The 14610-nt window shown below is 53.0% G+C and carries 14 protein-coding genes; 5 read left to right on the top strand and 9 right to left on the bottom strand.

Translation table 11 applies throughout. The annotated features are described in order from the left end of the window. Window positions 1–104: 104 nt before the first annotated feature. The 5 genes from nagB to hdfR all read left to right on the top strand — a co-directional run bounded on the left by nagB (window position 105) and on the right by hdfR (window position 4626). Window positions 105–905: a glucosamine-6-phosphate deaminase gene (gene nagB, locus HNR75_RS09290; RefSeq protein ID WP_188026887.1), complete on the top strand. Its 801-nt coding sequence runs from the start codon at window positions 105–107 to the stop codon at window positions 903–905. A 10-nt stretch (window positions 906–915) separates the two neighbouring features. Next, a complete protein-coding gene (gene nagA, locus HNR75_RS09285; RefSeq protein ID WP_188026703.1) occupies window positions 916–2067 on the top strand; it encodes an N-acetylglucosamine-6-phosphate deacetylase in 1152 nt (383 codons plus the stop codon). Then, a complete protein-coding gene (locus HNR75_RS09280) occupies window positions 2064–3293 on the top strand; it encodes an ROK family protein (protein WP_188026702.1) in 1230 nt (409 codons plus the stop codon). Before nagA ends, HNR75_RS09280 begins: the two co-directional genes overlap by 4 nt. Window positions 3294–3442: 149 nt before the next feature. Next, a complete protein-coding gene (locus HNR75_RS09275) occupies window positions 3443–3772 on the top strand; it encodes a MaoP family protein (RefSeq protein ID WP_188026701.1) in 330 nt (109 codons plus the stop codon). Next, window positions 3772–4626 carry an HTH-type transcriptional regulator HdfR gene (gene hdfR / locus HNR75_RS09270; RefSeq protein WP_188026700.1) on the top strand — a complete coding sequence of 285 codons (855 nt, stop codon included), beginning with the start codon at window positions 3772–3774 and terminating at the stop codon, window positions 4624–4626. Before HNR75_RS09275 ends, hdfR begins: the two co-directional genes overlap by 1 nt. On the opposite strand, the gene HNR75_RS09265 is transcribed toward hdfR, so the two are convergent. The 9 genes from HNR75_RS09265 to HNR75_RS09225 form a co-directional block, all read right to left on the bottom strand. After that, the gene (locus tag HNR75_RS09265; RefSeq protein WP_188026699.1) at window positions 4614–5630 is read right to left on the bottom strand and encodes a LacI family DNA-binding transcriptional regulator; all 1017 of its coding nucleotides are present in this window, start codon (window positions 5628–5630) and stop codon (window positions 4614–4616) included. The genes hdfR and HNR75_RS09265 overlap by 13 nt on opposite strands. Before the next feature lie 2 nt (window positions 5631–5632). After that, complete coding sequence (locus tag HNR75_RS09260) at window positions 5633–7114, bottom strand: glycoside hydrolase family 32 protein (RefSeq protein ID WP_188026698.1); 1482 nt, start codon at window positions 7112–7114, stop codon at window positions 5633–5635. A gap of 211 nt (window positions 7115–7325) precedes the next feature. Beyond that, window positions 7326–7883, bottom strand: coding sequence for a phosphodiesterase (gene yfcE, locus HNR75_RS09255; RefSeq protein WP_188026697.1), 558 nt, complete (start codon window positions 7881–7883; stop codon window positions 7326–7328). Between the two features lie 85 nt (window positions 7884–7968). Next, the gene (locus HNR75_RS09250) at window positions 7969–8211 is read right to left on the bottom strand and encodes a FeoC-like transcriptional regulator (RefSeq protein WP_188026696.1); all 243 of its coding nucleotides are present in this window, start codon (window positions 8209–8211) and stop codon (window positions 7969–7971) included. After that, window positions 8208–10487 carry a Fe(2+) transporter permease subunit FeoB gene (feoB, locus tag HNR75_RS09245; protein WP_188026695.1) on the bottom strand — a complete coding sequence of 760 codons (2280 nt, stop codon included), beginning with the start codon at window positions 10485–10487 and terminating at the stop codon, window positions 8208–8210. The genes HNR75_RS09250 and feoB overlap by 4 nt, the downstream gene beginning before the upstream one ends. Further along, complete coding sequence (locus tag HNR75_RS09240; protein WP_188026694.1) at window positions 10484–10711, bottom strand: FeoA family protein; 228 nt, start codon at window positions 10709–10711, stop codon at window positions 10484–10486. The genes feoB and HNR75_RS09240 overlap by 4 nt, the downstream gene beginning before the upstream one ends. 177 nt (window positions 10712–10888) lie before the next feature. Next, window positions 10889–13264, bottom strand: a complete 2376-nt coding sequence (locus tag HNR75_RS09235; RefSeq protein WP_188026886.1) for a DNA polymerase II — start codon at window positions 13262–13264, stop codon at window positions 10889–10891. Window positions 13265–13270: 6 nt separating this feature from the next. Continuing rightward, the gene (locus HNR75_RS09230; protein ID WP_188026693.1) at window positions 13271–13735 is read right to left on the bottom strand and encodes a DUF4357 domain-containing protein; all 465 of its coding nucleotides are present in this window, start codon (window positions 13733–13735) and stop codon (window positions 13271–13273) included. 126 nt (window positions 13736–13861) lie between these two features. Then, on the bottom strand, window positions 13862–14518 hold the full coding sequence (locus tag HNR75_RS09225) for an HAD family hydrolase (protein ID WP_188026692.1): 657 nt from the start codon (window positions 14516–14518) through the stop codon (window positions 13862–13864). Window positions 14519–14610: the final 92 nt, after the last annotated feature.

Below are 14610 nucleotides of genomic sequence, written 5' to 3'. Positions count from 1 at the left end.
CATAAAGCGTATTTGTGGAAAAAAAATGGTCAACCCAATTGCAATAATCCGGATGTTTATTCACAATTAAAAATAAGTAGTGAGACCTCATGGAGAAAACACAAATGCGTATGCTGCCGTTAAAAGATAAAGCTCAGGTTGGTTTATGGTCTGCCCGTTATATTGCGGAGCGTATCAATCAGTTTGCGCCTACAGCGGAACGCCCTTTCGTTCTCGGATTACCTACTGGTGGCACACCACTGGCTACCTATAAGGAACTGATAAAACTCTATCAGCAGGGTGAAGTCAGCTTTGCGCACGTCATCACCTTCAACATGGATGAATATGTGGGGTTAAGCGCCGATCATCCGCAAAGCTATCACCGCTTTATGTTTGATAACTTCTTTAATCACATCGATATTCCTAAAGAAAACATTAATATTCTGGATGGTACCGCTGCCGATCTGCAGGCAGAATGTGCAGCCTATGAAGCCAGAATCAAAGCCGTCGGTGGTATCAAGCTGTTTTTCGGTGGTGTTGGCAGTGATGGTCATATCGCTTTCAATGAACCCGCCTCCTCGTTAAGCTCCCGTACGCGGATCAAAACCCTGACGCAGGAAACACTGATTGATAATGCCCGTTTCTTTGACGATGACATCAATCAGGTGCCGAAAATGGCGTTGACGGTCGGTGTCGGTACCTTGCTGGATGCGGAAGAGATCCTGATCCTGGCAACCGGCCATAACAAGGCATTAGCCGTACAGGCCGCGGTCGAAGGCAGTGTGAATCATTTATGGACGGTGTCGGCACTGCAACTGCATGCGCGCGGCATTATTGTCTGTGATGAGCCGGCGACGATGGAACTGAAGGTAAAAACACTGCGTTACTTCCAGCAGTTAGAAGCACCTGAATTAACGAAGTATTAAGGAGATAAACATGTACGCGCTTTGTAACAGTGTACTCCTGACGGGTTATCAGCGGCTGACGGAGACAGCCGTTGTGGTTGCCGATGGAAAAGTGGTCGCGCTGTTACCACAGGCAGAGCTTCCGGCTGATCTGCCGCAGCAAGACATGCAGGGTGATATTCTCTGTCCCGGTTTTATTGATCTGCAGCTGAACGGGTGTGGCGGTGTCATGTTTAATGACACCCCCGATGTGGCCACTCTGGCGCACATGCAGCGCACCAACCTGCGCTCCGGCACCACCAGCTTCCTGCCAACGCTGATCAGCGACAGTGATGAAACCATTGAACAGGCGCTGGCGGCAACCAAAGCATTCATGCAGGCGCATCCGGACCAGGTGCTGGGCATGCACCTTGAAGGGCCATATACCAATCCGAAACGTCGGGGTATCCATCCGGAAGAACAGTTACGCCAGCCTTCCGATGATATGATCGCCTATTTGTGTCAGCAGGCTGTCTGGCTGAAAAAAGTCACGCTGGCGCCGGAACTGAATCTGGCACGCCATATCCGTCAGCTGGCCGATGCCGGTATCACCGTCAGTATCGGCCATTCCGCGGCGACCTATGAACAGGCCATGGCCGGCTTTGATGCCGGAATCCGTTTTGCCACGCATTTATATAACGCCATGACCGCCACCGAGAATGGCCGTACACCGGGCATTGTCGGCGCCATTTATGATCGGCATGACGTCTATGCCGGTGTGGTCGCGGATGGTTTCCATGTGCACTGGGCAAATGTGCGGTTAGCCCACAAAGTGATGGGCGAACGCCTCTGTCTGGTCACGGACGCGACGGCGGCGGCCATGCCACCGGAAGGGTTCGAGAAATTTGATTTCTGCGGCGCCGAAGTCTTCCTGCGTAACGGACGCTGCGAAGATGCTAACGGAACACTTGGCGGCTCCGCCCTGACCATGATAGAAGGTGTGCAGTTACTGGTGGAACAGGCCGGTCTGCCACTGGATGAAGCGGTGCGCATGGCGACACTGTATCCGGCGCGGGCCATCGGTGCGGACGATAAACTGGGGGCGATTCAGCCCGGCTTGATTGCAAACCTGACCCGGTTTGATAAAAATTATCAGATCACCGGTACGATGGTTTGCGGAAACTGGACCAAGGATGTCATATGAGTGCACGCGGAGAGCGGGTTGCCAATCATGAACTGCTCAAGCAGGTTAATGCGGCGTTAGTGTATCGGTTAATTGATACGCAGGGTCCGATCTCACGTGTGGATATCGCTCAGATCAGTGCGCTGGCCCCAGCCAGCGTCACCAACATCACCCGGCAATTGCTGGAGCACGGTTTAATCAAGGAAGTCGCGCAGCAGGCATCGACCGGCGGGCGTCCGGCCATTTCACTGACCACAGAACAGACCGCGTTTCTATTTATCTCCTGCCGGCTGGGACGTGAAGAACTGCAGTGTAGCGTCATGGATTTATCCGACACCGTACATCAGCATACCGTCAGCAAACTGCAGCGACACGATGCAGAAGGGATTGTCGCCGCACTTTCACAAGCCATCCAGCAACAACTGCAGACCGTCCGACCAGAGCAACAGGCCATCGCCATTGCCATTACCATGGCCGGACTGGTTGATCCGCAAACCGGCACAGTGCTGTACTCCCCGAATCATCAGATTGCCAATCTCAGACTGGCGGAACAGCTGCAGACGGTCACCGATCTGCCGATCTATATCGGTAACGATACCCGCGCCCTGGCGCTGGCAGAATACTATCTGGGAACAGCGCAGAAATGTCAGGACTTCATTCTGGTCAGTATTCACCACGGTGCCGGCGCCGGTATTGTCAGCAACGGCCAGTTGCTGCTGGGTAAAAACCGCAACGTCGGTGAAATCGGCCATATCCAGATCGACCCTTTCGGCAATCAGTGCCATTGCGGCAACTTTGGCTGTCTGGAGACATTTGTTTCCAACAAAGCCATCGTGGCACAAACTAAAGCGCTGCTGGAGCGCGGCCATTCCAGCAATCTGGACAGTAACAATTTATCCATAGAGATCATCTGCAAGGCGGCATTGGCGGATGATCCGATCGCCGTGCAGATCATCCGCCAGACCGGCAACCATCTGGGCCGGGTGCTGGCCATTCTAGTGAACCTGTTTAATCCGGAGAAAATTCTGCTGGCCGGTGAAATCGTGCAGAGTGCTGCCGTGCTCTTCCCTGCGCTGCAACAACAAATTCAGCGGCAATCCCTGCCCAGTTTCAATCAGGATCTGCAGTTAGAAAAAGCCCGTTTTCAGGGTCAGGGAACCATGGGAGGATACGCGCTTATCAAGCGGGCATTGCATGAAAGCGACCTGTTACAGCGGATTATGCAGCCCGGGATGGATAATGCTTAATTTCCAGGTAGTACAAGAAAAATACAGTTATCGCCTGATAAACATCATAATAAAAAAAATTTATCTTTAAGAAAAAAAACTCGATTTTTAAGTATGCGCGATGCTGAACATACTTCCCCGCGATGGAATAACAGAGGTACTCATACGCCATGAGCTTTGAATCAGAAAAACGTTTTAACGATCTGCAGCACTTTCCACGCGGTATCCGCCGCAGCGGTAACTTTACCGTAGGTGAAAGCGATCTGCTGGAACGCCATGGACATGCCATGATGGAACTGTACCAGGGCAAAAGAGAGCCAAAAGATGATGTGGAAGCGGCTTTTGTTGAGCGTGTTAAGGCAGACGATGCTGCCGGTAACCCGTTCGCCAAAGTATGGCTGAAGTACATCAAAGTGATTGGTCCACGTCGCGTACATCGTCTGTGCACTTCTAGCGGTGATGAAGGTAGCTTCGAATCCGTGGATGAGCCACTGGAGTAATGGACACGGATCTGCTGCGTACCTTTATTGAGGTCAGCAAAACCCGTCACTTCGGACGCGCCGCCGAGAATCTGTATCTCACACAATCGGCGGTGAGTTTTCGCATCCGGCAACTGGAACAACTGCTGGGTGTCAGTCTTTTTACCCGTCACCGCAATAACATCCAGTTAACCCAGTCCGGCGAACATCTGCTGCCCTATGCAGAAAACATACTGCAGACCCTGGGCCAGGCCAAACAGGCCCTGCAGCGGGATGACGCACAGCATCAGCTTATCATCGGCGCACCGCAGGTATGCTGGGAAATGGGCTTACAACAATGGCTGGATGGCTGGTTCAGTGAACAGCATAATCAGATCATGCGTTTTGAAACCGGCAACCGGGAACAGCTTTGCCGCCAGTTGCTGGAGCGTTCGCTGGATATCGCCGTGATGACTGAACCGAGCAAGATCGATGAAATTACGGTTCAGCAGGTCAGTGAATTCCAGTTGTGTCTGGTGAGTCGTACACCCAATATCACGACCGGAATGCTGGCAGACCAGCCCGTGATCTGGCTGGAGTGGAGCACCAACATGAGCGCTGCACCGCTTCCTGCTGAGTTATCCCAGCGCATACCGGTCTTGCAGACCAGTTCGGTACAGCAGGCATTACAGCACATGCTGAAACATGGTGGCGTTGCCTACCTGCCCCGTCACCTTATCGCGGGGCATCTGAAAAACAACGAACTCCACTTTGTGGAAGGGGCACCGGTATTACCGCGACCGGTGTATATCGCGTATCGTACCGGCAGCGAACAGCAGGCGCATCTGGCCTCGTTGCTGAACCGTCCGCTATATCTCGGCACTCAGACGGTATGAAATTTCCGTTTACTCACCTTGACGGAACTGTTGCGTAAGACCAGACGCGGCGACAGCGTGAGGTGATGAGTATCCAGCTCCCGACCTTCAATCAGACGCATCATTTCCTGACAGCCTAAACGACCGATTTCCCGCATAGGCTGCGCCACACTGCTGATATTCATGACCTGCGCCAGTAACGTATTATCAAAACCGACCACCTGAACCTGTTCCGGGATCTGATAGCCGCGCTGATGCAGGACATCCATCACCTGCTGGGCCGCAACGTCGTTAAACGCAAAGATAGAGGTAAATGGCAACACCGGATGGGCATCCAGATACTCCCGGAAAACGTCGGTCAGCTCCGAAGCAACCAGTGCCGGTGTCTGAATAATATTCTCCGGCGATAACGGCACGCCCAACTCGATCAGTTTGTCCCGGAAACCACCAAATTTTTGTTCACTGTCATCGATCGCTCCCAGATAACCGATCCGGGTGTGCCCCATACTGACCAGATGTTCTGCAACCTGCGCGCCCCCTTCGATATGATCGACCGCCACACTGGTGATCCCGGATATCAGTTGCGTCAGAATCACGATCGGAAATGACGGTTTACTAAACGAGGTCAGATGTACCGTACTGCGCGAGCTTGGCACAACAAACAGACCGTCGATTTTATATTGCTTGCAGGCATTAATCAGCGCCAGCTCCCGCTGTGCATCCCCGTGGGAATTAAACACCAGCAAAGCCCGGCCAAGAAACTGGGCCTCCTGCTCCACGATATCCAGCAATTCGGAAAAATAGGGGTTTGCCAGCGTGGGTAAAATAATCGCAAATAATAATGGCCGATCGGCACTGTTCCGCCGGTTGGCCAACGGTGGATTATAGACATAACCCAATTCCTTGATGACGGCCCGGACATGCGCCGCAGTATCCGGGGACACCTTTTCGGAATTATTTAATACGCGTGAAATCGTGGCAATGGATACGCCAGCCAACTGCGCAACATCTCTAATCGTTGTCATGTCTATTCCGTTTTTTCAGATAACAAGCAAGGCTGAGTCAGCACATGCCATTCCGCATCAATCTGCGCGGTGCCTGCGGTCAGCTCAGCCCGTAACGTCTGCTGCGGCCCTTCTTCCGGGAAAGCCAGATTGGTAACGGCATAACGTCCGTCATCCAGCAACAGCTCTGCCGAGCAGCGATCCAACAGCAGATCCAGCGTCAGAGTCCGGTTCATACCCAACTCAAGCGAGTAGTCATGCGGGAAATGCTGATCATAAGCCTCATTACCCCACGCGCCTTGCCGCAGACAACGCAGGACCAGCTGATTATTCTGCACGGTCAGCATCAGCTGTGTACCCTGCAGCGGTGTCAGCAACAGTGAACTGTTTTCAGCCAGAGTGATGGTCATGGTTAACCGCAAGGCACTGCGCCACTCTGCCTCGAACAGGGTTGCCGGCGCCGACAGGGTCATACCGGCTAACTGATGACTGTCGGCATAGGCTGTTTGCAGTTCACGGATAAAAGCATGATGCAGACGCAATCCGTCTACGGTATGTTTCAGTGTCAGCTCATGCGGCATACTCATCGCCGAGCGCCAGCTGTGCGTCGGCAAATGGTTGGCATACGGCCAGCAGCTCATCCAGCCCAGGGCGATACGACGACCGTCACTTTGTGGAATATCCGCCCAGGTCTGGGTGGCATAAAAATCACGGCCATGATCCAGCCACAACACCGTTTCCGGCGGGTTATCATTCACGAACCGTTTGCCATCAAACCGGCCGACAAAATATTGGGTACCGGAACCGCCGGCATAGGCTTCCCGCTGGACACCCACAATCAGGATCCAGCGACTGTCTGTACTGCCTTCCACGTTGATTTCAAACAGATCCGGACATTCCCACGCTCGCTCATCATGCGCGCCGTGCCCTTCACCAAACACCGAACTGAATACCCAGTTCTTCGCATCGTCAGAATAATAGATCCCGATCTGTTGTCCGAGCGTCACCACCATGACCCAGTGCTGGCCGGGTTCATACCAGAAGACTTTCGGATCGCGGAAATCCTGCAATCCGGGATTCGGGATGACCGGGTTTCCGCTGTATTTCGTCCAGTGACGGCCATTATCCGAGCTGTATGCCAGCCCCTGACTCTGCGGAAAATCCACATCCTCCGGCAGCTTCTCCGCAGCGATCGTGTAATACGCCAGCAGACCATCGTTGCCGCCGAATAATCCTGATTTATCACCGGTATCGACGGTCGCAGTACCGGAAAAGCACATGCCCAGTTCATCCGGCGCCAGCGCAATCGGCAGATGCGTCCATGACAGCAAATCATGGCTTACCGCATGTCCCCAGTGCATCGGACCCCAGACACTGTCGCCAGGGTAATACTGATAAAACAGATGATATTCACCATCTTTATAAACCAGACCATTCGGATCGTTCAGCCAGCCAAAAGCCGGCGTAAAATGCAGCAGTGGACGGTAATGTTTTTCGGCTAACATAGTGGCTCCGGACAGATATGTAACATATGAGACGTTACAAAATCATATTTTTTAAATGGCTATTTTTCCGGAATATACGCGCAAAAATCAGAGCTGAGCAGCAAAATAAAAGAATAATTATGTAAACCATGCTGAAACACACAAACATGGTTACATAAACGTTTCAGAAACGAATTCAGAAACGAATTCAGAAGGACGGGAAGGATCCGCGTTAAGCGCGGACCAGAGCGATCTTTGCCAGTATCTGTTGGGACTTCAGACCGATAATTTGCAGTTCATCGCCTCTATAAATAGCATAGCTGGCCTCAGCCCCGTTGCGCGGAAACGTCACGGAACCGGGATTGATCCGGTAAATGCCCCGCTCATCCTGTTCTATTCCGGCCACATGGGTATGTCCGCTTAGTAACACGTCACCGGCAGCCAGTGGCAATTCCTCCGCTTCATACAGATGTCCATGGGTCATGAACCAGCGCCGGCCACCGAGTAACAACTGGTTGTGAGGAGCCAGACACGGAAACTGCAGCAGCATCTGATCGACTTCACTGTCGCAGTTGCCTCTGACCGCAATGATCTTTTCCCGCAACGGGTTCAGCAGTGCGGCAACCTCCGGCGGCGCATATCCTTCCGGGATCGGATTGCGGGGCCCGTGATTCAGGATATCGCCCAGCAACAGATAGTAATCAGGCTGAAATTGCTCAGCGTGCCGCAGGGTTTCCTGCAGTGCCGGGTAACAGCCGTGAATGTCGGAAATAATCGCGAGGGAAAGCATGGAAGACACCTCATTACAGTACGGAAAACCGCCATTATAGGCATCAGAAAGCAACGCGCCCAGTCATACCGGGCGCGTTCTGTCGTCAGTTTTTCTGAATGAAGCCGATTAATCCTTCCGCCTGCCATTCATAGTAAATCTCGCTACGCTGGCCGCAGCAACTGCCACTGCATCCGGAGGCAGAAACTTTACGCACCCGTCCCTTTCGCATCCAGACACCCAGCATGGCATCGATAGCATCTTCCGAAGTCTGGAACTGCCGGGCCAGTTCGCGCCCGGTCATCCGTTGTTGCTGCTGCAGACAATCAGCCAGTTCACGCAGAATCATACCAGCACCTTCTTGTTCAGCAGAATATCACCCCGGCGACGCATGCCTAAGGTCAGCAACAGGAAACCGCCGGTGTAGAACGCAATCCAGAACAGGCTAGTAGCCGGATGCGCGTTAAAGGTCGCGATCTGGAAATGGAGTGTCGAAGCAGCAAACGCCAGCAGGTTACACCACAATGCCACGAAAACAGCCCAGTTACGTCCGGACTCGCGGAACAGCGCCCCCATCGCAGCAGAGCATGGCATGTACAACAGAATGAACAGCAAGTAAGCAAATGCGCCTGCCGCACCAGCAAAGTGTTGCTGCATGTTGTCATAGATAGAAATATCCACTTCCTGACTTTCCGCCGCAGCCTGCTGATCTTTGACATCACCAATATCCAGACCCACCGGATCTTTGACATTGATACCCGCCAGGTTAGCCGGGATCGTTTCGACCGCTTCAGTCACCTTTGCCCACAAACTGAATTCGGCAGCCGCTTCTTCGCCAGCCACATCAGACTGATACAGTGTATTCAGCGTACCAACCACGGCTTCTTTGGCAAAAATCCCCGTGATGATACCCACGGTTGCCTGCCAGTTATCCTGCTGAATACCCAGCGGAGACAGTACCGGTGTGACTTTCTGTGCGGCAACTGCCAGCAGCGATTTACCATTATTCTGGTTACCGAAAGAGCCGTCGGTACCCATGGAGTTAAACACACTCAGCACAGCCACCAGCAACACAATCACTTTGCCCGCCCCCAGAATGAAGATCTTCAGGCGCTGCCAGGTTTTCAGGAAAATGTAGTTCAGACGCGGCAATTCGTAATCCGGCATCTCCATGATGGAAGATTCGCTTTTGCCCGGCAGGATGGTGTTACGCAATACCAGTCCGGTAAAGATCGCAGCCAGAATACCCAGTAAATAGAGCGCAAAGACCACGTTCTGGCCCGATTCCGGGAAGAAGGCTACCGCGAACAGTGCATACACAGGTAAGCGAGCCCCGCATGACATAAACGGTGCCATGGCGTTGGTCAGCATACGTTCACGCTCGGAATTCAGGGTCCGGGTCGCCATGAACGCCGGCACCGAACAGCCAAAGCCCATCAGCATCGGCACGAACGCCTTGCCCGGCAAACCGAGATAGCGCATCAGGCGATCCACCACAAACGCGGCCCGGGCCAGATAGCCGGATGCCTCCAGCGCCGCCAGAAACATATACAGGAAGGCAATCACCGGAATAAAGGTCGCGACCGTCTGGATACCACTGCCGAAACCATCGGACAGCAGGGAGATCAGCCATTCCGGCAAACCGATATGTTCAAACAGTGTCCGGGAGCCTTCCACAAAAATGCCGCCGGCCAGAATATCGAAAAAGTCAATGAATGCGCTGCCGAGGTTGATCGCAAACAGGAACATCAGATACATCATGCCCAGGAAGAATGGCAATCCCAGCCAGCGGTTCAGCAGAATGTTATCCAGTTGCTCACTGCGCTTCTGGCTCAGCTTGCCATGTTGCTTCAGTGCCGGACGGCATTCGTTATAGACATAACTGAAACGCCCGTCCGCCAGGGTCAGATCCAGATCCTGCTCTTTTTGTAACTTTACCACCTGCTGCATGACCGGCGCGGAAAGCTGCTCCTGCATCGCCTCTTCCACCACCGGATCCTGTTCCAGCAGGCGCAATGCACAACCCCGGGCAGCCAGATGCGGATGATTCAGCTGCGCAGCAATCTCGTCCACCAGCGGATCGATCGCGGCACCATAAGACAGAGCCAGCGGCCGGGTGTCCTGCGCCTGTTCAATCAGTGCCGGCAGAATCGCTTTGAAAGAGAGCACTTCTTTCCGGTTATAAGCAGACAGTGCCACCACCGGACAACCCAGTTTTTCACTGAGGCTTTTGGTATCCACCGACTGGTTGCGGCGTTTGATCACATCGTATTTATTCAGTACAACCAGTACCGGCAGGCCTAATTCACGTAACTGCAGTGTCAGCAGTAATGAGCGTTCCAGACTGCTGGCATCAACCACGTTGATCACTAGATCGGGTTTGTTGTTCATCACATAACGGAAGGCGATCTGCTCATCAATAGAGCTGTCGCGGCTTTCCAGCGCATAGATACCGGGCAAATCGACCAGCTCGTACGCATAATCTTCAAACTGGAATTGGCCGGTTTTTTTGTCGACGGTGACCCCGCTCCAGTTCCCTACCTGCTGGTTGGCGCCCGTCAGTGCGTTAAAAAGGGAGGTTTTTCCGCTGTTCGGATTCCCGACTGTGACGATGTGATGACTCATACGGCTTGCACCTCTATCAAACGGGCTAAGGCTGTCTGAATGGATAGCGTAATGCTGGACGTCGCGATTTGCAGCGGATCCCCCATCGGCGCCTGCCGGATAAAACGAATTTCCGACGACGGAAGCACACCCATCGCCATCAATTTGCGTCTTACAGCAGGATCAAGCTGAACCATGCTCACGATGCGGGCTGTTTGTCCCGGTGTTAATTCAGACAGTAACATACCTAACCACCAGTTATTGAGAATCATTATTACTAAGATTCAGTGTAATGATTCTCCTCACAAAATAAAGTGTTTTATGCGGAAAATACGCCTTCCGGATGAATTAATTTCATCAAGAAATGTGCCATTACAGACCAAAAACATCTGGTTAACATTCAGGCAACAGCAGCAACGCCGTTAAAACAACGAGAGCTGGGTATCGACGATTTGATCAAATTGCAGATGGATAAAAGGCAGGATGGCATCCGCCACCGGCTTGAGCTGTTTTTCAATATAGTGCTGATAATCGAGCGGATGCTGCCGATAAGCCAGTGGCTCCGGCCCCTGGGTTGTGATCACATATTCGATCCAGCCGCGGTGCTGATAACGCGGTGCCAGCCCCCGCTGCTTGCGGATTTCATCGGCCAGCCGGGCCGCTTTTACATGGGGTGGCTGCGTTTTGTCGTAATCGTCGAGTTTGCGACGTAGCCGTTTGCGGTAAACCAGACATTCATCCAGTTCACCCCGCTGGGTTTTTTCGATGGTTTCGCGGATAAACGCACGCGGATCCTGCTCCAAAAAAATCCGCTCATACAGGCCGGTCTGAAATTGCTTCGCCAGTTCGGTCCAGTCGGAACGTACCGTCTCCATGCCTTTGAAGATCAGCTTGTCTTCACCGTTCTCATAACACAGCCCGGCGTAACGTTTTTTACTGCCAAGCTCCGTTCCCCGCAAGGTTGGCATCAGGAAACGGTGATAATGCCGTTCAAACTGCAGTTCCAGGCAGGAATCCAGCTGTAACTCCTGCTTTAACCGTTCCCGCCACCACTGATTGATCTTCGCGACCAGTTGTTTGCCAATCAGCTGCGCCTGCTCCGGACTCACCCGGTTTTTCAGCCAGACAAAGGTCGAGTCGGTATCACCGTAAATGACGGTATAACCATGCGATTCAATAAAGGTGCGGGTTTCCTGCATGATCCAGTGGCCACGCATGGTAATGCCCGAAGCCAGACGCGGATCAAAAAAGCGGCAGCCAACCGATCCCATCACGCCATAAAAGGCGTTCATCAGAATTTTAAGCGCCTGCGAGCGCGGCTGATCCCGTTCCGTTTTCGCCTGTTCCCGGGCATCCCACAAATGCGCGATCAGCCCCGGCAAGATGTGATGACAGCGGGAAAAACGGCCACCGACATAACCGGGAATAGTCTCTTCTTCCGGCTCCTGTAAGCCATGAACCAGTGCCAGAGGGTCAACATGAAAGGTGCGGATAATACTCGGATACAGGCTCTTGAAATCCAGCACCAGCACATCGTGATAAAAACCGGGCAGCGAGTTCATCACATAGCCACCCGGCGAGGTGGCGACTGCACCATATGGCAGATTCGGCGCCACATAACCCGCCTGATGCAACCTTGGCAGATACAGATTGGTAAACGCGGCCACAGAGCCACCGTAGCGATCCAGCTCCAGACCGGTCAGCTGGCTGCGCAGGCAAAGAAACGGTATCAGGTGACACTTGTCGAAAATTTCCAGCACCAGCCGGCAATCTTCCAGATTGTAATGCGCCAGCGCCGGCTTATCGTGATGAAACAGGCGGGTGATTTCGGCAACGCGGTCATCGGGATCATGTATCGCTTTTCCGCGGCCCAGCAATTCCTGTGCGACCGATTCCAGCCCGTAGCGTTCAAAACGGAACGTGGCAGACTTTAATGCGTCAATACCGTCCAGTACCACCCGGCCGGGGAGAACCAGTTGTCCCTGCTGATCATCCATCCGGGACGGACGCCAGCGCATCAGGCTTTGTCCCCTTCCCCAGCGCAGCGGATGCCGGTGAAATTCAGCCCGCCGCAGTAACAGCCGGAAGTCAAAATTCACCACATTCCAGCCGATGATCAGATCCGGATCATGACGCAGGAACCAGCGCTCCAGCGCCAGCAGCAACGAATATTCATCATTCACCCATTCAATATTCTGCTCCGCTGGCTGAGGCGAGCCCACCATGATCACCTGGGATATTTCACGGCCATCCGGCTCACGCAGCAGCAGGGCGACAGAATAGAGCTCACCGCTCATGGCACATTCCAGATCCAGTGACAGTATCCGGAACTTCTGTGTCACTTCAGCGGGTTCAAGCGCCGTGACGCTGACTTCGCGGTAACCGGCACGTTGCCGGTATTCCCCGCTGAAACGCATACCGGCGGTGATAAACCGGTTCATCAGACAAACATCCGCAAAGCGCAGATCGCTCTCGTAAATATCAATCTGATGCAGATGCAGTAACTCGACAGCGCGGTGATAACTCGCCAGGGAGGCAAAGCAGCAGGCCAAAACCGGCTCCTGCAGAAAGGTGTTTAACCGGGTCGTCCGCAAACGCCCGTGCAACTGATGCTGACGGAACAGATCCAGCGCCCGTTCTTTATTTTTCAGCGGCAGATAAAAACAGGGAAGTTCGCCTTCCAGCACCAAACGGACCGGTCCGTCTCCCGTAACCAGCCAGTATTCCGCCTGGGCATGGTCAGCCACATCCCGGCTTTGCCGGGTCAGCAGAAACCCTGTCTGGTGCGCGGTAAACATCAACGATTATTTTTTCCCGTAGCCGGACTGTTTCAATGTAAACCCGGCGTCATTACTCCAGGCATCCAGACCACTGCGGTTATTACCGGCAATCAGACTGGCAGCCAGACTCGGGCTGTTAAACAGATAGTCATCGGTAAACAGATAGCGGTCTTTGGTCCGCACCAGCACACCTTTGACAAGCAGATTATTACGCAGATCGATCACCGCCTGACGTAACGATCCCGCCTGCTCCAGCGTTGCCGTAGAGCCCTGCGTTATCATAAAGCCGGGCTTATAACGCTGCCCTACCGGATAACCGCTGGCTTCCGCATCCTTGACCAGAAAACGATACAGTTCCCGCTCACCGGGCTTGTTTGTCATGAGTGCTTTTTGCAGAACCATTAAGTCATCAAATATATCGATAGGAACGACCGCCGCAACCCGATTGCCCTGAGTATCGACAATAAAATTTACCTGTTTGTTTAACATCCGTGACGCCCTCTGTTTTCCATTATTATCCTGCTGATTTAATACCCGTTTTCCGGCTGAAACTACAACATTTAAATGAAAAATTCAGATGATTCTGCGCTTGCAGCATCACACGGGGTCAATGGATCATCTGATCAGTTGCGCGACATGCTCGCCCACTGCCTGCAACGAATAGAACAGTTCACTGTACCCCGCGTCGGTCGCCAGGGTGGTATGTACGGTCGTCACTGCCAGAACGGTCAGACCCGCATCATGCGCACTGCGAATGCCAGTGGGTGAATCCTCCAGCGCCAGGCATTCCGTCGCAGAGAGATTTAACCGTTCAAGCGCGGTCAGATAAGGCTCCGGATGCGGCTTGGCATGTTGCACATCATCCCGGGTCACAATCAATGGAAAGAAATCACGCCAGCCCAGGTTTTCCAGTACCGGTTCAATTTCACAGCGATAGGAACCGGTGACCAGTGCCATGGCCAGTTCCGTCTGCTGAATTTTCTGCAGTAGCGCTTCGGCGCCGGGCATCGGTACCGGCAGTTCGGTCTGTAATAACGCGAGAAAACGGGCTGTTTTCTGATCCATCAGTTGCTCAATCGCGATCGGTAACTGATAGTCACGGATCAACGTTTCTGCCGTGGCAAAAGTAGACACACCCGAGAACTGCGCCATATAGCGGCTTTTCTCCAGCGAACAGCCAAAAGGCTGCAATTCTGCCTGCCATGCGGCATAATGCAGATGCTCGGAATCCACCAGCGTGCCGTCAAAATCAAAACAGATCGCTTTTACCATTCCGCTGTTCTCCTCATTTATATCCTGCTGCTTGTTTCCTATCGCTACAAAATACATAAAAAATCAAAAAATATGATTATTTATACTTGATG

The organism is Tolumonas osonensis (genome assembly GCF_014202415.1).
In the GTDB taxonomy this organism is placed as follows: domain Bacteria; phylum Pseudomonadota; class Gammaproteobacteria; order Enterobacterales; family Aeromonadaceae; genus Tolumonas; species Tolumonas osonensis.
Note: the sequence above shows the minus strand (reverse complement) of the source record. Positions and strands in the feature narration are given on the sequence as shown.

Coding starts and splice junctions, on each gene's coding strand:
- nagB (WP_188026887.1), top strand. CDS start 105: ATGCGTATGCTGCCGTTAAAAGATAAAGCTCAGGTTGGTTTATGGTCT.
- nagA (WP_188026703.1), top strand. CDS start 916: ATGTACGCGCTTTGTAACAGTGTACTCCTGACGGGTTATCAGCGGCTG.
- HNR75_RS09280 (WP_188026702.1), top strand. CDS start 2,064: ATGAGTGCACGCGGAGAGCGGGTTGCCAATCATGAACTGCTCAAGCAG.
- HNR75_RS09275 (WP_188026701.1), top strand. CDS start 3,443: ATGAGCTTTGAATCAGAAAAACGTTTTAACGATCTGCAGCACTTTCCA.
- hdfR (WP_188026700.1), top strand. CDS start 3,772: ATGGACACGGATCTGCTGCGTACCTTTATTGAGGTCAGCAAAACCCGT.
- HNR75_RS09265 (WP_188026699.1), bottom strand. CDS start 5,630: ATGACAACGATTAGAGATGTTGCGCAGTTGGCTGGCGTATCCATTGCC.
- HNR75_RS09260 (WP_188026698.1), bottom strand. CDS start 7,114: ATGTTAGCCGAAAAACATTACCGTCCACTGCTGCATTTTACGCCGGCT.
- yfcE (WP_188026697.1), bottom strand. CDS start 7,883: ATGCTTTCCCTCGCGATTATTTCCGACATTCACGGCTGTTACCCGGCA.
- HNR75_RS09250 (WP_188026696.1), bottom strand. CDS start 8,211: ATGATTCTGCGTGAACTGGCTGATTGTCTGCAGCAGCAACAACGGATG.
- feoB (WP_188026695.1), bottom strand. CDS start 10,487: ATGAGTCATCACATCGTCACAGTCGGGAATCCGAACAGCGGAAAAACC.
- HNR75_RS09240 (WP_188026694.1), bottom strand. CDS start 10,711: ATGTTACTGTCTGAATTAACACCGGGACAAACAGCCCGCATCGTGAGC.
- HNR75_RS09235 (WP_188026886.1), bottom strand. CDS start 13,264: ATGTTTACCGCGCACCAGACAGGGTTTCTGCTGACCCGGCAAAGCCGG.
- HNR75_RS09230 (WP_188026693.1), bottom strand. CDS start 13,735: ATGTTAAACAAACAGGTAAATTTTATTGTCGATACTCAGGGCAATCGG.
- HNR75_RS09225 (WP_188026692.1), bottom strand. CDS start 14,518: ATGGTAAAAGCGATCTGTTTTGATTTTGACGGCACGCTGGTGGATTCC.